Origin of the sequence: Nostoc sp. C057, from assembly GCF_013393925.1 — a bacterium.
In the GTDB taxonomy this organism is placed as follows: Bacteria; Cyanobacteriota; Cyanobacteriia; order Cyanobacteriales; family Nostocaceae; genus Nostoc; species Nostoc muscorum_A.
On record NZ_CP040281.1, the window covers coordinates 3,207,464 to 3,229,644 of the forward strand.

At 40.3% G+C, this 22,181-nt stretch carries 20 protein-coding genes and 1 pseudogene; 5 read left to right on the forward strand and 16 right to left on the reverse strand.

The features are described 5' to 3' along the window. Nucleotides 1-31 precede the first annotated feature (31 nt). The 3 genes from FD724_RS13890 (at nt 32) to FD724_RS13900 (ending at nt 1,869) form a co-directional block, all read left to right on the forward strand. Nucleotides 32-418 carry an IS630 transposase-related protein gene (locus FD724_RS13890; RefSeq protein ID WP_179072485.1) on the forward strand — a complete coding sequence of 129 codons (387 nt, stop codon included), beginning with the start codon at nt 32-34 and terminating at the stop codon, nt 416-418. Continuing rightward, nucleotides 337-978 carry an IS630 family transposase gene (locus tag FD724_RS13895; protein ID WP_179072486.1) on the forward strand — a complete coding sequence of 214 codons (642 nt, stop codon included), beginning with the start codon at nt 337-339 and terminating at the stop codon, nt 976-978. The genes FD724_RS13890 and FD724_RS13895 overlap by 82 nt, the downstream gene beginning before the upstream one ends. 117 nt (nt 979-1,095) lie before the next feature. Continuing rightward, the gene (locus tag FD724_RS13900) at nt 1,096-1,869 is read left to right on the forward strand and encodes a sucrose-phosphate phosphatase (protein WP_179073029.1); all 774 of its coding nucleotides are present in this window, start codon (nt 1,096-1,098) and stop codon (nt 1,867-1,869) included. A gap of 70 nt (nt 1,870-1,939) precedes the next feature. Here the strand turns inward: FD724_RS13900 and FD724_RS13905 are convergent, their stop codons facing one another. Both FD724_RS13905 and FD724_RS13910 read right to left on the reverse strand, forming a co-directional pair. Further along, nucleotides 1,940-4,270 (reverse strand): HD family phosphohydrolase, encoded by a 2,331-nt coding sequence (locus tag FD724_RS13905; RefSeq protein ID WP_256874555.1) that lies wholly within the window; start codon nt 4,268-4,270, stop codon nt 1,940-1,942. Nucleotides 4,271-4,350: 80 nt separating this feature from the next. After that, a complete protein-coding gene (locus tag FD724_RS13910; protein WP_372726512.1) occupies nt 4,351-4,530 on the reverse strand; it encodes a hypothetical protein in 180 nt (59 codons plus the stop codon). 199 nt (nt 4,531-4,729) lie between these two features. Between FD724_RS13910 and FD724_RS13915 the strand changes: the two genes are divergently transcribed. Then, nucleotides 4,730-6,070, forward strand: coding sequence for a transposase (locus tag FD724_RS13915; protein WP_179071337.1), 1,341 nt, complete (start codon nt 4,730-4,732; stop codon nt 6,068-6,070). 17 nt (nt 6,071-6,087) lie between these two features. On the opposite strand, the gene FD724_RS13920 is transcribed toward FD724_RS13915, so the two are convergent. The 11 genes and pseudogenes from FD724_RS13920 to FD724_RS13965 all read right to left on the reverse strand — a co-directional run bounded on the left by FD724_RS13920 (nt 6,088) and on the right by FD724_RS13965 (nt 17,930). Then, on the reverse strand, nt 6,088-6,879 hold the full coding sequence (locus FD724_RS13920; RefSeq protein ID WP_114084989.1) for an alpha/beta fold hydrolase: 792 nt from the start codon (nt 6,877-6,879) through the stop codon (nt 6,088-6,090). A gap of 171 nt (nt 6,880-7,050) precedes the next feature. After that, nucleotides 7,051-8,235, reverse strand: a pseudogene (locus FD724_RS13925) (cation:proton antiporter); the annotation flags it as partial. 316 nt (nt 8,236-8,551) lie between these two features. After that, the gene (locus tag FD724_RS13930) at nt 8,552-9,010 is read right to left on the reverse strand and encodes a cupin domain-containing protein (protein ID WP_179073031.1); all 459 of its coding nucleotides are present in this window, start codon (nt 9,008-9,010) and stop codon (nt 8,552-8,554) included. A gap of 82 nt (nt 9,011-9,092) precedes the next feature. Next, the gene (locus FD724_RS13935) at nt 9,093-11,489 is read right to left on the reverse strand and encodes a glycoside hydrolase family 15 protein (RefSeq protein WP_179073032.1); all 2,397 of its coding nucleotides are present in this window, start codon (nt 11,487-11,489) and stop codon (nt 9,093-9,095) included. A gap of 50 nt (nt 11,490-11,539) precedes the next feature. Then, the gene (locus tag FD724_RS13940) at nt 11,540-12,340 is read right to left on the reverse strand and encodes a cation diffusion facilitator family transporter (protein ID WP_256874596.1); all 801 of its coding nucleotides are present in this window, start codon (nt 12,338-12,340) and stop codon (nt 11,540-11,542) included. Further along, nucleotides 12,291-12,830 carry an IS630 family transposase gene (locus FD724_RS40830; protein ID WP_256874344.1) on the reverse strand — a complete coding sequence of 180 codons (540 nt, stop codon included), beginning with the start codon at nt 12,828-12,830 and terminating at the stop codon, nt 12,291-12,293. The genes FD724_RS13940 and FD724_RS40830 overlap by 50 nt, the downstream gene beginning before the upstream one ends. 37 nt (nt 12,831-12,867) lie before the next feature. Beyond that, entirely contained in the window at nt 12,868-13,248 is a 381-nt protein-coding gene (locus FD724_RS40835) for a transposase (protein ID WP_256874500.1), read from the reverse strand. A 12-nt stretch (nt 13,249-13,260) separates the two neighbouring features. Next, nucleotides 13,261-13,509 (reverse strand): cation transporter, encoded by a 249-nt coding sequence (locus FD724_RS13950; protein WP_256874556.1) that lies wholly within the window; start codon nt 13,507-13,509, stop codon nt 13,261-13,263. Nucleotides 13,510-13,527: 18 nt separating this feature from the next. After that, nucleotides 13,528-14,769 (reverse strand): permease, encoded by a 1,242-nt coding sequence (locus FD724_RS13955; RefSeq protein ID WP_179073033.1) that lies wholly within the window; start codon nt 14,767-14,769, stop codon nt 13,528-13,530. Between the two features lie 36 nt (nt 14,770-14,805). Continuing rightward, nucleotides 14,806-16,929 (reverse strand): amylo-alpha-1,6-glucosidase, encoded by a 2,124-nt coding sequence (locus FD724_RS13960; protein WP_179073034.1) that lies wholly within the window; start codon nt 16,927-16,929, stop codon nt 14,806-14,808. Between the two features lie 188 nt (nt 16,930-17,117). Next, nucleotides 17,118-17,930, reverse strand: a complete 813-nt coding sequence (locus FD724_RS13965) for an SDR family oxidoreductase (protein ID WP_179073035.1) — start codon at nt 17,928-17,930, stop codon at nt 17,118-17,120. Nucleotides 17,931-18,356: 426 nt separating this feature from the next. Between FD724_RS13965 and FD724_RS13970 the strand changes: the two genes are divergently transcribed. Next, entirely contained in the window at nt 18,357-19,325 is a 969-nt protein-coding gene (locus FD724_RS13970) for a VOC family protein (protein ID WP_179073036.1), read from the forward strand. Nucleotides 19,326-19,394: 69 nt separating this feature from the next. Here the strand turns inward: FD724_RS13970 and FD724_RS13975 are convergent, their stop codons facing one another. From FD724_RS13975 to FD724_RS13985, 3 genes are all read right to left on the reverse strand, one after another. Then, nucleotides 19,395-20,024, reverse strand: coding sequence for a hypothetical protein (locus FD724_RS13975; RefSeq protein WP_179073037.1), 630 nt, complete (start codon nt 20,022-20,024; stop codon nt 19,395-19,397). 149 nt (nt 20,025-20,173) lie between these two features. Then, entirely contained in the window at nt 20,174-20,740 is a 567-nt protein-coding gene (locus FD724_RS13980) for a DoxX family protein (RefSeq protein ID WP_179073038.1), read from the reverse strand. Next, nucleotides 20,737-21,666, reverse strand: a complete 930-nt coding sequence (locus tag FD724_RS13985; RefSeq protein WP_179073039.1) for an SMP-30/gluconolactonase/LRE family protein — start codon at nt 21,664-21,666, stop codon at nt 20,737-20,739. The genes FD724_RS13980 and FD724_RS13985 overlap by 4 nt, the downstream gene beginning before the upstream one ends. Nucleotides 21,667-22,181 lie beyond the last annotated feature (515 nt).

The following is a 22,181-nucleotide window of genomic DNA, read 5'->3' on the forward strand; positions in this document are numbered from 1 at the left end:
GTACACTAGATTAAAATATAAATATTTTTAAATGAAGTCATACTCTGTCGATTTTCGAGAAAAAATAGTTGCGGCACATCTTCAGAAAAACATCTCAATCAGAAAAGTAGCTAATATATTTTCCGTCTCAAAGAGTTTAGTCCAAAAGCTTGTAAAACAACAAAAAGTTGAAGGAAATTTACAATGCAAGCCACGAGGAAAGCCACAATTTAGTCATCTAACAAATGCTGACATAGAGTTGAGAGAATTAGTTGAATCACATCCTGATGCAACATTGATAGAGTTGTGTGAATTATTCGCAGATAAGACTGGTAATTGGGTAGGTCGTAGTGCAATGTGTCGGGCGTTACAGAAATTAGGATTAAATCGGAAAAAAAAACAAAGCGGAGTACCCAAGCAGGCACGGAGAAAGTCCTGAATTTAAGATTAGATTTTTGGGAAAAGGTCAAACATATAGAGCCAGAAAATTTAGTATTTTTGGACGAAACTGGCGTTTTACTTGGTTTAACAAGGACTCATGCCCGTTCACAAATGGGAACAAGAGCTTACTCTCTTAACCCCTTCTATCGGGGATCAAAAGTTACAGTAATTGGAGCAATTAGTATTAAAAAAGTAGTTGCATTAATGACAATGAATAATTCAATGGATGGCGAAGCTTTTGAATTATTTATTGAGAAGTTTCTAGTGCCAGAGTTATGGTCAGGAGCAGTGGTAGTTATGGATAATTTATCCGCACATAAAATCGATTCAATTGTGCCAATGATTGAAGCTGTCGGCGCTTCAGTTATTTGTTTATCCCCATATTCTCCCGATTTTAATCCAATTGAATTATGGTGGTCACAACTTAAATCTTTTTTACGCAGTTTTGCTCCAACTACAACAGAAATGGTTGATAAACTAATATCAGTTGCACTCGACTTAATAAATCCTCAACATTTAAGAAACTGGTTTGCTAATTGCTGCTACTGTACCTCATAACAGCCGGAACTGCTGTAATACGTTTCCGATTAAAGACTTATCATTAATACCGCAGTTCTTGCTGGGAGCAAGGAGAAAGAGGTTTATCAATACTGTACTGTTTTAGTGGAAGCAAATATGAAACTGCTTTTGGTGATTGAATTAGATAATACCTTGGTTGGTAACAATCGAGCTATTGCTGCTTTAAACCAAAGGCTAGAAGCTATACGTAATCAGATTTACTTAGTCTATGTTACTGGTCGCTCTTATGCTTCTAGTCGTCAGATAATAACAAAAGCACAACTTTTGAAACCCGATTATTTAATCGCTAGTGTAGGTACTGAAATTTATCAACAGGGTGTGCTTTTAGAAAAAGATTGGGCAAATCAAATCTCAAAAGATTGGGATTGGGATGCAGTTTGGACAATTGCTAGTTACTTTCCGGCACTGATACCCCAACCCGACAGCGAACAAACCCCCTATAAATTAAGCTTTTGCCTAGATATGGATGCGCCACTTGAGGTTATCCATGATTTGCAGGATTTGTTAACTTTTACTGGATTGCAGGCTGAGGTGATTTTCAGCAATGGGCGGGATGTTGATATCATACCCAAGAACAGTAACAAAGGTGAAGCAACTGCATATCTGCAAGAATTGCTACAAGCGCAATTAGATACAACCGTTATCTGTGGAGGTTCTGGAAATGACATCAGTTTATTTCAACAGCCATCAGCTGGGATTATCGTTGCTAATGCCCAAACGGAACTTCTGTGGTGGTATTACAAGACACATTACCCTTGGCACTTTTTAGCTCACTACCCTGGTGCTGCGGGTATTCTTGAAGGATTGATTTATTTTAATATTTTGCCATTCCCTAATAGTTGGAGGGCGATGGGCTACGCCCCACCATAGATGATATCGCAACCCATTTATAATTAACTCTATCCCACTTTGGAAATCCAGGAGTAGCCTTAGCTAATATCTAAAGTTTAGGATAGGCAATCCGTTGGTGATGAAATTGCTGCCAAACCTGGACAAAAATATGAGCAATTTGAGACATCTCTGCCCGTGTTAACCCTGAATCTACCAACTGATTATCCTGCCAACGTGCTTTCAGGATTTTATTTACCATTGCCAGTGCTGCTTCTGGGGTTGCGTCTTTGAGGGAGCGTAATGCCGCCTCACAAGCATCAGCCAATATAGCAATCCCCGTTTCTTTGGATTGGGGAATGGGGCCGTCATAGCGGAAATCTGATTCGTGTAAAACTTTTTCAGGATTTTGTTGCTGTTGCTGTGCTTGTTGGTAGAAATATGCAATTAAAATGGTTCCTTGATGTTCGGGAATAAATGCCTGAATAGCGCTCGGTAGCTTGTGTTGACGAGCCATTACCAACCCTTCGCTCACATGCTTTTTGATAATTTCGGCACTTTTCCAGGGATCATTAATCACATCGTGTTTATTAATACCTCCCATTTGATTTTCAATAAATCCTAGAGGGTCATGCATTTTACCAATGTCATGATAGAGAACCCCAGCCCTAACGAGTTCCACATTACAATTTAATGCTCGTGCCGCAGCTTCCGCTAGAGTAGCGACAAACAGTGTGTGCTGGAAGGTTCCAGGAGCTTCATTAGCTAGGCGTTTTAATAAAGGTCGGTTGGGATTGGACAATTCAGCCAGACGAATAGGTGTGACTAGATCAAATAAAGCTTCTAGGTAGGGGCTTAAACCTAGTGCTAAGATGCTCCAAACTAACCCTGCTAAAGCGTTGAGGACTGCTGCACCCAGCACAGCATACCAAAGGGGTGCGATCGCAGTGTTGACCAACAAATAAACTACTCCCTGCGTCAACCCAATTAAAATTCCCAAGGTAGCTAATTCCTCTCGCGTTCGCAGTGCTTCTCTACCAGGGAATCGCCATTGTCCCGCCATCAATCCGCCAAGAATTCCGCCAGCTGCACTAGGTACTAAATAATGCCAGCTAAGTTCCGTTCCCATTGAGAGCAATATCGTTAGTAACCCCATAACAGTACCTCCGATCGCAGTACCGTAGAAGCTACCAACAAGCAAACCAATAGCAGGTAAGCCTGTAAATGATTTGGTCAAGAAGATTAGCAACGGCGCACTGAGAGTAAGGAGCAGTATCAAGAGATAATCGCTCCGTCGTAATTTGGCGTAAATCCTTCGTTCTACCAGTTTGAAAACAGCCACAGCAAATCCCACTATCCCACTAAAACGAATCAGATGCAGCCAATCGATTCCGCGTTGACTCAAGCGAAAGTGGTCTAATAGGACAAAATCAGCCTGGGTAATTTTTGCGCCAGCTTTAACGATAACTTCACCTTTTTGAATGCTGACGATCGCCGGTTCTACTGCTTCGGCTGCTTGTTCTGCAATCAGCTTGGTTTGCTCAATATCTTTAATTAGATTAGGTGCGATCGCCTCTGATAGCAATCGCCTTGCTAAAGGTTGTGCTGTTTCTGGCACAGAAACACTCACCTGCATCCCGATTGCAGAGTTCAGGTTTGTCTTGGATAACCCTGGATAAATGCCCTGTGCTAACATTCGGTCTAAAGTTTGACGCACTTGGATTTGAGTTTTTTGCCAATCTATATCAGACAGGTTTAAGAAAGTGGCATCGTAAAGGGTTTCGGGTTGGGCATAGACGCTTTGCGTGTTGTCTTTAGATACCGCATTCAGGGCTTTTAGGCTGATATTATAGCGCTGACGAGCTTGGGCGATCGCTTTTAATAGTTGAGCAAAAGCCTGGGAGGAGTTAGACTCTCGGTAAGTTCGCAGTTTTTTCACTGCTAGCTGCTGGGCAGAATTTAAACCAGTCAGATTGCTATTTTTATCCAAACCTCGTAATACTTGCTGCCATTGAGGTTCTGGTGCTTGTCGCAGGTAAGTTTGTGTAGCAGTGGACAACACTGAAGTCTTAACAAAGGGAAAATTGCCCAAATTTTCGCGGATTTGATTGCCTTTTGTGAATAATTGCTGGAGATTTTGGTGAATTTGCTCATTAATTACTGGGTCGTCAACCCAGACTGCTGAAGCACCGCTACGAGCCTCCCTGCGTCTTTCTTCTGTTGTTTTTACATCTTCAACATTGGCTGAACTTGGTGCGGTAAGCGTTTGGGGAGCTATCTTACCTACATCCAGTTTTGGTTGGTTATAAAAACGGTAGCCTAGTCCACTGGAGAGAGATAGTACGACAAACACAAACATCCCAGTAAAATAGAGACGGTTTTTTAGATGCGATCGCTTACTCTTAGGTCTAGTTTGCCTGTAATTCCTACGAAATAAACTCAAACATCACCCCCAAAAACTATACCACTATAGTGCTTGTTCATTATACTTGGGCAATTATCAATATCAGAGCTTCAAAATCTTTATTTTAACGCTTGTTGTAATTGTTCGGATGTCAGAGATTTTATTAAACTTAACGGTAGTGGTTGCTGACTAATTGTATTAACATAATCTGTACTCAAATAAGGAAGATAACTCGACTGTTGGGTAACATAGGTTTCAAAAAAGGGAACACTCAAAGCTTTAACATAACGACGTGCCAAAGCCGGACTTGAACCGATTACTTGTGTAGGAACAGGTACGGTTGCAAACAGTTTTTTTATTTATCAAATGAGTCATGGTATATCAGTTAAAATAATACATTATCAATACCATTGCCAAAATAAGAGTATGAAGAGGTAGGGCATTTCGTAGTAGATTTATTGTCTCTCACAACGATAAATCAAACACTACAAGCAGCCCATGCCTGATATCTTATCACTGCTACAATGCCTGCTACCGCAGATCAACGCGACAACAATGCGGCAATTTAACCAAATAATCCTGGCTATGTTAACGATGAGCGGGCGAGTCACGATGTTGGGAATCTCGCGTTGGGCAGGCACTGGTGGTAGTTATCGGACGATATTAAGATTCTTTCAGACAGTAATACCTTGGGCGACGTTGTTTTGGCTATTTTTCCGTAAGCATTTATTCCGTGCAAATGAGGTGTATTTGCTTGCAGGAGATGAAGTTGTAGTGAGTAAATCAGGTAAAAAAACTTATGGTTTGGATAGATTCTTTTCCAGCCTAGTAAGTAAACCGATATTAGGACTGTCTTTCTTTACATTATCATTAGTAAGTGTTGAACAAAGGCACTCATTTCCCATTCAAATAGAACAGGTGATTAAGAGCGATGTAGAAAAAAGTAGTTCAACATTAGCCTCAGAAATAAAGCCTAAAGAAAAACGTAAGCGTGGACGACCAAAAGGAAGTAAGAATAAGAATAAAGCCGAGGTGATTTTAACATCTGAATTAGTGCGAATTCAAAAGATGATTAATTCGCTGTTCAAATTATTAGCTGGATTTGTGCCGCTTACTTACTTAGTGCTAGATGGGCATTTTGGTAACAATAATGCTTTGCAGATGGCACGTCTTGTTAACTTACACATAATTTCTAAGTTGCGCCACGATTCTGCATTGTATATCCCATATCAACATCCTGACTCCCATAAACGCTCTCGTCGTAAATACGGTGATAAGATTGACTACCATAACATACCTGATAAGTATTTGCGTAAAAGTAGCATAGAGGATGAAATTCAAACTGATGTTTATCAATGCACTCTCCTTCACAAGGAATTTGCCCAAGCACTAAATGTAGTTATTTTAGTTAAAATTAATCTTAAAACTCATGCTCGTAGTCATGTAATTCTATTTTCTAGTGACCTAAAGTTGTCCTACGAAAAAATAATAGATTACTACAAATTGCGCTTCCAAATCGAGTTTAATTTCCGTGATGCCAAGCAGTTTTGGGGACTGGAAGATTTCATGAACTTAAGCCAAACTGCTGTGACTAATGCTGTTAATTTAGCATTTTTCATGGTCAACTTGTCCCATCATCTTCTCTTGGATTTTCGTCTCCTTAATCCCGACTCTGGCATTATTGACCTGAAGACTCATTATCGTGGTTTTCGATATGTCCGTGAAATCTTAAAAATGCTTCCGGAAATGCCTGAGCCTATTTTATTAACCCAGATTTTTGCCAAGATTACTTCTTTGGGACGGATTCATAACGTTTCTACAGGCGTTGAACCCTCGTAAATTGGCAAAGGTATTGATTATGCAACAGTAAAATTAGCGGATAATAAAAGTTGATAGAGATTAACATCACTTTCAATTAAGCAAGCATGACCGCTATGAGGTAAAGTTATTATCTGATGATTAGGGAAAATATTACTTAAATATTGTGCTTCTGCTTCTGAAGGTAAAAGTCGGTCATTTCTACTACCAATTAGTAAGACAGGTTGAGTAATTTGAGATAATTTATTCTCATCAACATCAAATTCTCTCATCAGGGATAATCGCTGATTAGCAGTTTCTTGTGGTGCGGAACTAGTTGATTTTGAAAGAGCAAGTCTTGCAGTAGGTGAAATTCGACTTAAATTAGCTAGAAAGGGTAAAGATAAAAATGAGGATATTTTATAAAATAGTTGAGGTGTGTAAGGAAATAAAAGTGAACCTAAGTTTAACCAAGGTACTCGATGAAATGAAGAAGCAGAATTAATTAAAATAATCTTTGTAAATAGCTGAGGACATTTTTCTAATACTTTCAGCGCCAAGCAACCACCGAATGATTCTCCACAAAGATAAACGTGCGATTGCGGTAATTTTTCTAGTTCTATCTTAATTAAAGTTACTACTTTTTCTGTCATTTCATCCCAACTTGTTAGAACATCAGGGGGAATGACAAAACAACGTACATTAAAAGCTGCTTCTAAACCTGCTGTTTGAATATACATCAATTCCTTGCCAGTCTCATCCATTCCAGGTAGAAATACAAAGAGTGGATAATTAGAGTTAGATAATTCGGGAGTTAAAAAATCAGGATGACTACGAATTTTAGATGACATAAATAAACTAATTTATGAGAACAAGAGTGATAATTTCGATAAGTTAGTAAAAATTTTTAGCTATGACTCAATTAACTCAGAAGTCAAGCTGTTTTTATCTACATCTTTTTGGCTATTGACATCATCATTAGTTGCTTGCAAACAATCTCGATCTATTTTATCTACTAAACGTAAATCAAGCAGACTGGCGACCCAACCAGCCGTTAATCCTTGGAAAAAAACTGTCATCATTATTGTCAAAAATACTAAGGCTTTAATTGAATCACCGCCATTTATACCCTCTTTTGTAAGTGAAACCGCAAACAAAGAAGCTAAAGAAGCAGCTACAATTCCACGAGGAGCAACCCAAGATAAAAATAACTGCTCTTGCCAGTTAAAACCTTGATTACAGGTAGATATTAAAATATTAATAGGACGCACTATTAGCATCAGCGCTAGAACTGTCAGAACACTACCCCAACCTAAAGCGAAAACACTGGCAATTGATAAGTCTGCTGCTAACAGAATGAACAAAACCGAATTAGCTAAAATGCTCAACTGTTCATTAAACTTACGCAATAAAGATTCTGAAGGTAGGTTACTAGCTCTTAAAACTATCCCCATAACTACAGCAACCACCAAACCAGACTCACCACGTAACACCTGTGCCAAACTAAATAAACCCCAGACACTAGCTAAAACAACTAGATTTTTTAACTCTTGGGATAAGAATTGATCCTGTTTGATAATTTGGGATAGTAACCAGCCTCCAGCAATACCAATAACTACGCCTATACCCAAACGCAAAACTAGACCCTTAATTAAAATGAGCGGCTCCACATTTCCACTCAAAACAAAGTGAAGCACAATCACAGCCAAAATTGCACCAATTGGATCGATAAAAACACCCTCTCCTTCTAAAAGTGTTGAGACTTTTTTTTCTACACCAATTTGTTTGAGGAGTGGATTAATTACTGTTGGGCCTGTCACAACTACTAAGGAGGCATAAAGAAAAGCAATTGACCAAGGAAATTCACTCAGCCAGTGTGCAGCCATTCCAGCACCAGTTAAGGTAATCAGTACTCCCAAAGTGACAAGATTGCGAAGACTACTAGAAACCTCTTTTAACTCTCCTAACTGTAGATTTAAACCACCCTCCAATAAAATCAGCGCCACTGATAGGGAAACCACAACTTCTAAACCAATGCCCAGTAAAGAAGGATCTAAAAAATCAAAACCATCTCGCCCCAGAAGAATCCCAAACAGAAGTAGCAAGACTATACTAGGAATGTGAAAATAACCAGCTAGAACTTGAGCAGCAATACCAGCCACAACTGTTGCACTGATCAGAATAGTAATGGGCAAGGATTCTTCCATAGAAAAATTAAGTTGTGTTGTACAACCTCCTATAACCGAATACTCCTAAATTATGAGGTTTATATTTCAGGAAAAAAATGATAGCTATTTACGCTATGATGTACTAGCTTTTTAACAGGCTGATGCTGGCGCGACAGGGTATGCATAGTTTACTTCACTAAAGGAGTATACTAACGCACTGCTAGCGATCGCTACTAACTCAATACGCTTGGGTTAAGGGCTACTGGCAACAATTTTGGGTTTTCGAGACGCGATAAATCGCCGTCTCTACAAATATTTTGTTGCTCATTCTGAACTGTATTGGCTACTAACTCACTTACCTAAATCTACAGGATTGCTCTATAGTCGGAGTCTCTTCAAATTGCACCATTATTAGAACAGCTGGTACATCGCCTACTGTTCCAGATAAGTGACCCTTATGACCTTGCGCGTCTGTTTTCGTACCCTGATCTTCTCCAAAGGAAATTTCGCCAACACCCATCTCGACTCGCTGGCCATCCATAGTCTCTACAAACCAGCGTCCCGACAGTGGGATAACCCATTGGGGTTTCGGGTTCTCATGCCAGTTGCCAACCCATCCCACGGGTAGCACAGTAAAGGTGATTGTGGCACCGGACTGCTTTAACTTAGAAAGCCATTGAGGTGAGGTATCCGGCGCTATGCCTTTCTCGATGAAGTCCTCAATTTGACAACGAGACTGGTGGCTTATACCGTCTTGGTCAGTCCAGACGTGCCAGTAGTCAATTGTTGGCTTGTTTGATGAGTTATTCTGCATAATAATGGCTCTCTTAGATTGTGTGGTTATGTTACGGCATTGCTAATTGATGTATTTTCGAGCAGGAATTCTTAACAACGAATTATGAAACTGCAACCGTGTAATTGTGTTGTTCCCATTTACTACTTTCAATCCAGAAAAAGGTAAAATTAATTGACTTTTGCTGATTATCAGAAACAGATATATCTACAAAATTCACTCCTAACTTAGTGGAAGTAGAAGGCGTATCTTTAACGGTTTGCCAATTATCATCTGACCAGTGCAACTGAAAAGATGCTAAAGCTTGAATTCGCAATGTATGACTTTTTTTAAATTTGCTTACTTGACGATTAAACTTCCAAATTTCTAATAATTTACATTGCTTTCTTTCGCCTAAATATCGATTCGCTATCTCTGGAATAAAATCAAACACCTGACCATCATGAGTTGACCGCAGCAGTTTGATATACTCGGCGTGCGCCCACATTAAAGGCATTGCTGAACCTGTTGGTTTTCCTAAGTACAGATGGACATCAGGTTTATCTGCTTCATCCCAAACTTGTTCTGGTAGCAAACAAGTGTCTGAAGCAAATCCTTCCATCACCTTGATATATGTTTTGACATCGCCGCCAACAGCTAATTCATAATGTCCCCGTTCTCCTGCCAAAAGAGGCCAAGCACGTCCCTTACCCCAGCCGACATAAGCACTACCGTCTTCTTGCTGTCCGTAGCCGTCATGATTGTAACGATGCCAACAAGGGCCAACGGGTGTATTTACTTTTAAGATTGCATCAATTACTTTGACAGAATCAACGATAATCGGATCGTCTGGTTTACGAATTCCATAGCGCACCAATTGCAGAAATCCGCCATCAACAATTTCCTTCGCTGGAAATTCTCCTACTTCACCAGGTGGCTGACTGCTGATGAAAAGAGTTCCTTGGTTGGGATTTTCGTGAGGTTGAGGATTATTGATATCTGTAGGAGTAATGCGGATATAGTGCCGTTTGATACCAGGAACTAGAGTGCCTTCGGTAGTTACTGTCCAGTCTTCAATGTGACATTCTAAAAAATCAGCGTACTCTTCAATGAATTGTGCTGTTGCTTCATCGCCATGTTCACGAACAAATTGAGCAGCACAGATTAAGGCAGCAATATTAGAAGCCAGTGTAGAAGGTGAATAACCGCTATTTTCTTCCCAGCGTTCTTGTTGAGTAGCCGGGCCATGACGAATTAAATAACCCGCCGCCCGCAAAATCATCGGATAAATATCAAAGTTTAGTGGTACATTTTCCTGGCGTAATAACCGTGCCAGCAGAATGGGAAATGCTACTTCATCTAGTTGAATACCTGTCCAATAGGGTTCACCATCAACCCAGAAATTTTGAGCAAAAACGCCGTCTTCCTGCTGGCTGGTGGCAAGATAAATTAGCGATCGCACTGCTGTATCTGTTTCCCCAGCAGCCACTAAACCTGATACACTGCTAACCATATCCCGCGTCCAGACAAGGTGATATCCTCCTTGATCTTGATCGTCTTTGGCTTCACCCCAAGGGATAGCCAGAGATGCAATTAATGCACCTGGATAGGTTTTATCTTCGTGTGCCAACAACAGACTAATGCTGTTGTGATACAACTTACCCTGATCATAAGAACTATTTTCTAATGAATGGATGCTGTCGCGCGATCGCTTCCACTGTTCGTTATATAGCTGCTTCTGCTTTTCAAAAGGAATATTGAGTGACTGAAACAGTGTAGAAATGGCATTATGTAGATTTGTCCCAAATGCCAGTCCTAGAGTAAACTCTTTACTGCTGTCTAAATTTAGTTCTCCAGTTAATGCTATGTTGCCATCTACAGCACTATCAAACTCCCAATCCATCTGAAAGTTATCAGCTAAATCTGTCCAACCATCACTTTCACCGACATAGCCACAAGAAAGACGGGTAAAAGGAATTGTTGCACCCATCGCTAACCATGTTCCTCCTTTCTCGGCTGTGAGAATTCGATGTCCAGCAACTTGTACAGCGTAACCATTATTACCTCTACCTCCAACTTCCAGATGCGGCGCACATAAAGCGTATAACTGGAGTTGGGAAATAAACTCGCTATTTCCTGTTAACTTTGTATGTTGTAAAATACAGGATAAATGCGGGTCAGCAATCACTTCTTTGATGACAGCATAACGCCCCTGTGGATCGGAATTAATGATACGATATCCTAAACCATGAGTCCACATCGGTTCAACTTTTGATTCGAGATGGCGTTTCTCTTCGTGAAAAAAGCTTTTTCCATCAGAAATTAGATACTGTAAATCCCGAACTTGTGGTTTATCTACTGTGGGATGGTAGATTTCAGTCACAACACCGTTCCAGATAGTAAACCAAATGTTACTAGAGGTAGAGTAAGCTGTTCCGACTCCATCTTTATTAGCATGAGTCCATCGAGGATCGATACCCGGTGAGCCAAAAGCCTGTGTTTGACCGAGAATTTTTACCATAAATTTCTGTCCAGTTCAGTGCTGTAGTTGATTTTTCTTTGATTCAAAAATTATTGAGAATTTTGAGAATATTTGCGAGATGCAGTTAAGGATTTAGCTTCAATAAAAATTTGTTTGATCTCAGGATGCTTTTGGCGAATGTTTGCTTCTAAATTTTCTACAGTTAAAGCTATTTCTTCACCTGTAAGATTGTGAGAAAATTGAAGTTCTAAGTTGAGCAATACTTCTTTGGGAGCAAGTTGCATTGTTAGCACCCGGATAACTTCTTTCACTCCTGGTTCTGTTTTTGACAAAGAACGGATATTAGCTATAGTTTGAGTATCGGCACTTTCACCAACTAATAATCCTTTACTTTCTCTCGCTAGTACCACTGCTACTATAGCTAAGATAATGCCAATGATAATTGAGGCGATACCATCAAAATAAACATTATTAAATAGATGACCTAAAAATATTCCGATTAAGGCAACGAGTAAACCTGAAATGGCAGCAGTATCCTCAAATAATATTGTAATTACTGTAGGATCTTTACTATTTTTGATAGCTTGCCAAAAATTTTGTTTGCCCTTTGTCGGCAAAAACTCTTTTAAAGCTACAGTCCAAGAATAACCCTCCAATAGTATTGCTATACCTAACACAATATAATTCCACATTGGGTCTTCTAAAGGACTGGGGTTAATTAAATGAGTAATTCCCTCATAAATTGACATCCCGCCACCGATAGCAAAGATGAGGATAGCAACGATAAAAGTCCAGAAATAAAGTTCTTGGCCATAACCAAAGGGATGACTATAGCGGTTATCAGTCTTCTGAAGTACAGTAGCAGCAGTGAGTAAACCAGCCGAGTAAATTCTCTATCGTCACTTCTGCAAATGCCGCATCTAATGCCTGGAGTAAATCAGGGTATGTCCTTGCACCGATGCGACGGAGAATGTTCTTAATCTTAGACCAACAATTCTCAATCGGTGAAAAATCGGGAGAGTAGGGGGGGAGATAAATCAGGTGAGCACCAGCAGCGATGATCAAAGCTTCAAGTTCATCACTTTTATGGATCGAGCAATTATCCATGAGCACGACTGCGCCAGGCCAAAGCTGAGGTATGAGTTTTTGAGCGATGAAGGCATCAAAGGTCAAGGCATCGATAGAACCTAAACCACTCCATTGGGTGAGCAATCCTTTCAAGCTAATGGCACCAATTACCGAGACATTTTTTCCTTTGCGGTTGGGCTTTTGAGCATAAGCTCGTTTCCCTGGTAAGGCGCGGGCACATTTGCGGATGAAAGACAGATTGACTCCCGATTCATCTAAGAAAATCAGATTTTCGACGGGTATGCCCCTCAAGAGTTTCCAGTACTCAAATCGGGCTAGTTGGACTTCATCACTGCCTTTTTTGGTGGGGTGGAGACTTTTTTTTGAGGTTTAGGTGAAGTTTCCAACGAACCATCCGATTCACCGTGGCTACCCCAATTAAGACCTCTGTTTTCTCGTAAAGTCGTTCCCGCAATTCGCTTAACGTCGCATCGGGCTGTGCTGTGACGAGCTGGCGCAGAATTTCGAGCTGTTCGGCATTCAACTTTGTTGGTGTCTGCTCAATCCGCACCTTGGGGACTATCGTGCCCAATTCTCGATGGCGTTTGAGTAAATTTTGCACAAAACTTAAGGTGACTCCAAAGTTTTTAGCCAGTTTTCGTTGGGAAATGTCACCGCAGGCATAAACATCAACAATTTTCTGGCGCAAGTCGAGAGAGTAAGCTTTCATCGCCACCAATTATCAGTAGAATTGCTCTCTTCTAGTGTACTGAACTAGACTAATAACCGCTATATCATCTGCTGGTTTTTGGCTCCTGCTAATTCCTAGTAAAAGTAATAGTTGGTCGCCAGTATCTACAACTGAATGAATACCTTCAGATATCATAGCGGAACTGCCAGTAATAGAGGCGGCGATAAATTTAGTAATAGCGATCGCTAAGTTAGCCCCCATCGCTGCAAAGATTGTTTTATTAGATGAATCAGTTGCCATGATTGTAAATATTAGCTTCTAAATAGGTAAGTTTCTCACACATTTCTTTCTCCTCTTCCTCACAATATAATGCATCATATTATGGTGTTCGCTATGTTCTTTTTTGCTGCGATTATTCATCATTTTCAGCATATTCGGCCCGCCAGTTTTAAAGAACCGCGCAACTAGTAAAGCTGCTAGGGACAAAAACAAAATATTTAATACTGTAGTGTAGTTAAATTGGATAGATGCCTCAACTACTTTGGCGTTGTGTTCTTGTGGTATTAAACCCAAAATTTGGAACAGAACTTCAATAATTAGCGCCGCACTTACCATTGCTGCGTAGAAAGCGATCGCTAGAAATATGCTAACTTTTAAACTGTAATATCTCCGGTAAATATTCAAAATTGGTAATATAATCAGGTCGGCAAAAATAAATGCTACTACACCTCCAAAGCTAATACCTCCATTCCACAGCACAGCCGCTAGAGGAACATTACCCACAGAACAAACAAAGGAAAATATCGCTACAATTGGCCCGACAATTGGCCCCCATAACTTCGACCATATCGGGTGATCTGTGAGAAAGAATGCTTGCCAAAAGTCATTGGATACCCAAGCAGCCAAAGCACCTGCAATTACTAATCCCAGCGCAATATCTAACCACACAGAAACCCAGTCCATAACAAAGTAGTGGCTAATAGATGTAAATCCTTTATCAGAAAAAATCCTTTGCCAAATGGAACCTTCTGTTACTGACATGTCCATGTTGGCGTGTCCTTCCATTTTACCGGAAAGTCCCCGGTTAGCTTGCTGTTTAGCTGCTTTCACCATCTGGGGTTTTAGGAATACTTTAAACAGAAATACTAATATTACAATCATCAACAGCCCACCGGCATACTCAGCCAGGGTAAATTGCCACCCCATTAATACTGCCAAGATGATGCCTAGTTCAATGACTAAATTAGTTGAGGCAAATTGAAATGCGATCGCTGCTGTAAAGTTACCACCTTTGCGAAAGATGGAACGGGCAAGGGCGACAGAAGCATAAGAACATGACGATGAAGCTGCACCTAAACCACAGGCTACTGCGATCGATTTTGGTGACGCATCTGGTAGTAGTCGGCTCATTTCCCCTTTAGAAATTACCGCTTGAACAATACCTGATAGGGTAAAACCAAGAATGAGCGCCCAAAGAATTTCCCAAAACATAGAAAATGTCATACTGAGTGCTAGGAAAATTCCATTTATGGGGTCGCTGAAAGGGTTTATAGTGTTCATTTTTATCAATTATTCAGAATAGTTTTATCGCAATTTTTAATTAGTAGAAATTTCCAATTCACCATCGAGATGGATAACTTCCCATTGGGTTTGTTCGCCATTGCGCCAAAATCGCAATCCCACCGTAGCGTCTCCCACAGACAAATTGATGAGTTCTAAATCGGGTAAGAAATCTGGTAGATTCGGCTGTACTTTTAACTGTTGTTTTGAAGCATCAGCTTTGAGTCCTAAAATAGTACGAATGAGTAAGAAAATTGAACCAGCAGCCCAAGCTTGGGGAATATTGGCATCTGGATAAGGTACGGGAAAGTTATTATCTTGGCGTTCAATTCCTGCAAATAATTCTGGCATTCGCCCAGCTTGAAAATAACTAGCAGCAGCAAAAATCCCCTCAGCAATGCGATTAGCTTCTTCGTGATAGCCATATCGTTTTAATCCGGCAGCAATTATGGAGTTATCATGAGGCCAAACACTACCCCGTTGATAACTAATTGGGTTATATGCCGGATTTTCAGATGAAAGAGTCCGTACACCCCAACCACACCACATATCTGGTTGAAAAAGTCGGTTAACAAGTTTTTTTGCTCGTTCCTGTGGGACAATACCAGACCAAAGCAGATGACCAGGATTTGAGGTAATTGATTGAATTTGCTGCTTTTTATCGTCTAATCCTAAACAGTAAAAACCAACTGATTCCATCCAAAAGCGATCGTTAAATCGTTGATAAAGTTCTTCGGCTTTTTGACGTAGCTTTTTGGCTTGCTCTTTTTCGCCCCAGACTTCATAAATTAAAGCTGCCCTCAGCCACGCATCATAAACGTAACCTTGCACTTCACACAAAGCGATTGGCGGCTCAACTAACTGCCCATTGGGGTAAACTATTGCATCACCCGAATCTTTCCAACCTTGATTGCGTAATCCTTTTGGCGAATGAGTTAAATACTCAACAAAGCCATCGCCGTCAAAGTCGCCGTATTTGTCAATCCAACTTAGTGCCTTTTCCAGTGGCGCTCGACATTCATCAAGCATACTGACATCGGCATTCCAGTTAAAGGCTTCAGCTAAAGTAACAATCCAAAGGATGGTAGTATCTACTGTTCCGTAATAAGGATGATATGGAAGTAGGTTTAATGTAGTTAACTCATCGCGGCGCTTTTCGTGCAGCATTTTGCCCGGTTGGGCATCGTGCCAATCATCCAACTCAGTAGCTTGGAGTTGAGCCAGTTTCAGTAACGTGCCACGAGCAAATTCATGATAAACTGCGATCGCTTGTAAGCTAGCAATTATTGAGTCACGTCCAAAAACAGCAACAAACCAGGGAATACCAGCAGCAGGCATCCAAAATTGATGTCCATTATCATCCACCTCAATCCGCAACGCTCCCATATCTGCGATCGCTTGCTGATAGTATTCGGCAATTTCAGCATTAGACGATCGCAACTTTGTGGCATTAGTCAGAAATTCATCCCTAACCTTTCCGGCTTTCGTACTGTGAGGCACAGCACAGGTGTTTTGAGGTTTGAAAACATTTCCATCAGCTAAAGCCGTAAAATTGACACAAGTGTGCCATGTTTTCCCAGGAGCGATGACCACATCAAACATTAAACGACCATTGGCATAGCGTGGCTCAGAATTACCACAAACTGGCTCAATCACAATGCCTCGCAAGAAAGAGCCGTTACGATATTCAGTAGTGAGTACACCATTTTCCCATCTGGTTTGTGTTTCACCTCGCGTCAAAATTTGCTGTGATTTGACATCAAAAATATCCGCAAAATCAGAACGCACAGCTAGCATTAATTGAAACTCAACAACTTCATTGTGATAGTTAGTTATATCAATATCTTCATGCATCCCTTCCACAATATCGCGCCGAACAGTTACAAGCAAACTACCAGGAGGTAAAGAGTCGTTGATAGTAGGAAGTTGCGGATTAGTAAATTGGTAAAGCGCATTATGATGGGTGATATTGCTAGAGGCTAGCAACGAAAGTCGATAGCGATTAAGAGAAATTTCGTAGTAAGAAATTAGCCGTGTGTCCCAAACAAAAAAACCTTGAGGTAAATTCTCGTCGATAGAACCATCACTAGCCGTTACTAAAAAAGATGAACCATCGTTAATGGTTATCAAACCCGAATTGACAGTAACTTTTGTAGGCATTTTCAATTAACCAATTCTGTGGCTTTAATTCCCCCGCTGACAACAAGCGGCAAGTTTTCTGGCTCTTTTTAAATCCCAGTTACAAAACTTAAGTACGAATTACGAACTTGTACTGAGCGTAGCTGTAAAGCCTGCGGCATAGCTACGCTTCGGGCGCAGCCTCTCGTAGAGAAGTATTACGAATTATCTTAACCATTCTCTGTAAAACCCGGATACAAAGTCATCCCACCATCTACAAACAGTGTTGTACCATTGACATAATCAGAGTCATCAGAAGCCAACCAAACTGCTGCTTTGGCGATATCTTCTACATCACCCACACGTTTTGCTGGAATCAATTGTAGTAACTTCGCCTCTGCTTGTGGAGTATCCCAAGCTGATTTATTAATTGGGGTTTTGATTGCACCAGGAGCAATACTATTAACACGAATTTTGTGAGGGGCAAGTTCTTGGGCAATACTTTGCATCATCATATTAATACCACCCTTGCTAGCAGCATAATTGACATGACCTGCCCAGGGAATTACCTGATGTACGGAACTCATGCAAATAATTTTACCTGCCGCACAAGAAATATCAGGCTTCACACCTCGACGCAAGAATTCCTTTGCGGCTTCTCTAGCACACAAGAATTGTCCCGTTAGATTTATCCCAATCACTGCATTCCATTGATCCAGAGTCATATCTATAAATGCTGAGTCTTTTTGAATGCCCGCATTACTTACTAAAATATCAATAGTGCCAAATTGTTTAAGGGTTTGGCTGAACATTGCCTTTACTTGGTCTTCTTTACTGACATCAGCTTGTATGGCAAAAGCTTCACCATTAGCAGCTTTGATATCATCAACAATTTTTTGGGCTGATTCAGCTTCCGAATGATAGTTAATAACTACTGCTGCACCTGATGCAGCCAAATAACGAGCGATCGCTTCACCAATTCCAGAACTAGCACCTGTCACAAGTGCTTTTTGACCTTTAAGCAGATAAGGAGAATAACTCATAATACGTTTTCAGAATTTTTGCTATGTATTTTCATTTGCAAAGTTTGAAGATAGCTGATATTGAAAACTTATGATTGAATCCAAATTGAAACAAGCTGTCCTACGTTGAAATTTTTATACCAATTACACATTTTGCTTATGTGTTTAAATTTTGACTAGTTATTTTGGTGATTCTGGCATTACTTTAGAGGTTTGCGAGAATGAACGCTTCTAGCCATTGGAATAATAAATATCTCTACCGAAAGAACTATAAAAATTTCATCACGATTTCATTATTGGATGAAATCTTTAAAGGATAAAGTCAGTTGCATGTCTTTCTTAAGCTAGAGATAAATTTTATAATATTTTTTATATTGATTGATTTATACAAGACTGATATTGAATTTTTGCGAAGCTAGTACAGAATAAGTACAAAGTCTGTTGAATATGTCTAATCAAACCGATGTACAAGTACAAAGAATTAGAGCTATTGGCTTAACAGTGACAAACGGCGAGCGCTCTTTGGAATTCTATACACAAGCACTTGCTTTTGAACTCGTTTCTGACATTACTGTTGAAGGACAGGATTATAGCGACTTAGAAGGTGTGACTGGGGCAAAAATTCGCATTATCACTTTACGATTAGGTGATGAACTTATCGAGTTGATGGAGTATCTTAATATTCAGGGTAAACCCATCCCCAGCTATTCACAAAGTAATGACCTGTGGTTTCAACATCTGGCAATTGTAGTGAGTGATATGGATCGTGCTTATGCTCACTTGCGTTCATTTTCCATTGAACCAATTTCCGTTGCACCGCAGACAATACCACCTGGTAATCAAGCGTCTGGTGGTGTCCGCGCTTTTAAGTTTAAAGACCCTGATGGTCATGATTTAGAGTTAATTTGGTTTCCGCCTGATAAAGGACAAGATCAATGGCATCAAAATAGCCATAGCTTGTTTTTGGGAATCGATCATAGTGCGATCGCTATTTCCAATACCGAGCAGAGTCTACACTTTTACTGCAACATCCTGGGAATGCAAATTGATAGCCGCAGCCTCAACTGGCGTGCAACCCAATCTCGCTTGGATAATTTACCAGGAGCCGAAGTCAAAATTACAGCACTGCGACCTGTTGAAGATGGTGTGGGAATTGAACTGTTAGACTATATTGTGCCTGGAAAAGGTCGCTCAATACCGAGTGACTGGAAAAGTTGCGATATTGCACATATCCAAATTGAGCTAGTTGTAAATAATCTTGAGCAGTTAGTGGATAAGCTACGGCGTAACGGGGTTGAGTTTGTATCGTCGCGGATTGTGCAGTTTAGCGATCGCTCTTTTCCTTATCGGCAAGGTTGTCTAGTTAAAGATCCTGACGGACACCCAATTTTGCTTGTCACAAAATTATCTAAATGAAAATACAAGGACTAAAATAATGAAAATACAAGGACTAAAATATTGCAATAAATATACGTTAAAACTGCATCAATTAAGCTTTTGTTCAAGGGTAGTGAGATAGTCGTAAGCACACATCGCATAAGCACGCACAATATTAATTTCATAGTGCTTACTATTTCCTTCCGTGAGGTTGAGCAAGCTTCCTAAACTTTTGCTGACTTCCTTTGAAGTGAGAAGCCCCACTATCAATGCAGGATCAGTATTAATATTGAGATCCTTGCAAAGTTTTTCAGATGGTTTCGGGTTAGCATTGTGCTTCCAGCAGTTGGCAAATAACCGCAGAACATTTAGCTCAAAGTCGCCTGGGATCTTTTTAAGATCAACACCTGTCTTATCAGAAAAGAGATTGCGACTTTCCATATAGGATATTTTCTTAGTAGAGAAGTTCTCTGGTAGAGCAGCTACAAGTCGTTTCATTTCACGCTCTACCCAATGAGATATGTCCACTAAGAGCAACTCGGCAAGTTTTATAAGTTCATAATTCCAGTCAGCTAAGTCGTCGAAGCACCTTTCTTTCTCGAAATCATCGGTAGCATTTAGAGCCTGTGAGTAAAGCGTCTCTTGTTTTTCAAGGAGAGCATTAATGATAGTTTCTATACTCTCGGTGTGAAGTCTAAGTCCAACTTCGTATGGGATAAAAGAATTACGCATTGTCATATTTAGTGAACTCAGGCAAAGTTTTGAGCTTGGCGATCGCTTTTTCAAGTAACTCGGTCATCACTACCCTACTCCCGTAGAAGAGTACTTTCAATTATCTCTTACAAAATCGCCTGTCTGGTACAATGCAGTGTTAACGAGAAAATAACTCAACTTCCAAAAATCAAAGCATCAAGCGAATAAGCACCAGGGCCTAAAACTGCGATCGCAATTAACATAACGCAATACATAAAAGCCTTTTCCCAACTTGGCGGTTCACCTTGTCCTAAAGCACCCTGATACTGTTCTTTAGGAATTAAGTATGGATCTTGAGCTACAAAAGGCTTACTTCCAGAGATGTGCAAATATATCGCAAAAATCATTGAGCAGAGAATGGGCAAAGTTGCTAAGAGTGTGACGAATCCAAGAATCAGAAAAATTCCGCCACCTAACATCGATGCAGCTGATAAAAAGCAAAGAAAGACAGGCGTTTTTAGAGACTCAGCCCACCGTCGAAGATGCGTTATCTTGGGATAGCCGTGTAGTATAAACAACCAGCCAAGGCTAACTCTGAGAAGTAAAAGTGCTAATCCGGGAAATCCGTCAGGATACACAGGAGAAAGTGAACTTAACAAGTGTGGACTTAGCTGTGGGAAATTAAATTCAGCTACGAAAAAAGCGAGTTCCTTCGGAATAGCTCCGCTTAACGCTACACCCAACCCAAATTGATAAATCATAGTTGTACACCACGGGTATTAAGGTCGATAACATATAACGAATGACCGGCTGTGATAAATAAGCGTTCACGAAGTGTCCCTGAAAGGGAATCGCCTTCTTTACCACCAAAAGTCAGGTTAGCTGATGTCTCCGGTACAAAAATTTTTCCTAAGCGAGTTCCGTCGGGGGCGTATATCTGCACGCTGTCTTGAGAACTAGTAAAAACATTGCCATGTTCGTCAACCCGCAGTCCATCCGGTTGTCCTGGTTCAATGACTGCAAATACACGCCCATTCTTTACATAGCGATTGTCCACAACCTCATAGACACGAATATGATGAGGCCCTCCAGGAATATTAAACGCAGCTGTATCTGAAACATACAGCATGCTTTCGTCTGGACTGAAAGCCAACCCATTCGGGCGCACCATGTCTGTTACTACAGGATAAATCTCACCTGTTGTCGGGTCAAAGCGATAGACGTAACTTCCGGGTTGTTCCTGTTCGCCGCCGTAACCTTGGTTTGGCTCGGTAATCCCATAAGGCGGATCGGTGAACCAAATCGTGCCGTCGCTTTTTACTACCAAATCATTTGGACTGTTGAGGCGTTTGCCTTGGTAGCGATCGACTAAAACCTTCCATTCACCATTGTCTTCGCATCGGATAATAGCACGCAGACCAGAGGAACAGGCAACCAGACGACCCTCTAAGTCACGGTAATTACCGCTTTGGTAATCAGATGGATCTCGTAGGACAGTCACATTGTCAGTGGGACTCCACCGTAACAGGCGGTTGCCGTGAGCGTCACTCCACACAACACTGTCATCTTCATGGAAGTAAACAGGCCCCTCGCTATGGACTGCACCATTGGCTAGCTCCTGGAGTAAAGCACCGGGGCGTACAATAGCAAGGAGGCGATCGTCATAAATCTCAATGGCTTCAGGCATAGAAATCTCCTGTTATTTAACTTGGCTACTGACGATAAATAGCAGGTTTAAATTAATACTAAAATACTATAAATGTATATTTAATATCGTGTAACCAACTGAGTACGCCAAGGCGGAAATAGAGCAACCATTTAAAACCCCTAAAAAATTGATTCTATAATACTTTTGACTTCCGGCTTGCGGTACTGAGTGTAAAGCTTCTAGCTGTTTTCATCAGTTACTAAATACAATATTAAAGTTAATTGTTATAAAGCTAATTCTTACTTTATTGATTTCTATTAACATTGAACCATAGATATAGATTGCACCAAAAGACTATTTTTATTCAAAACAAAGTTATTCATTTTTAAAATTAAATATTTTTTAACACATCGAATTAATAGCTTCATCAAAAATGCCAACCAAAATTTATTTCCTATTTTTGTAAAGAGATTACATAGCTAATTCATACAATAGAAATAAAAAATGAAATTAAAATGAAATACTAACCTGTCTTTAGGCATAAATAAATATTA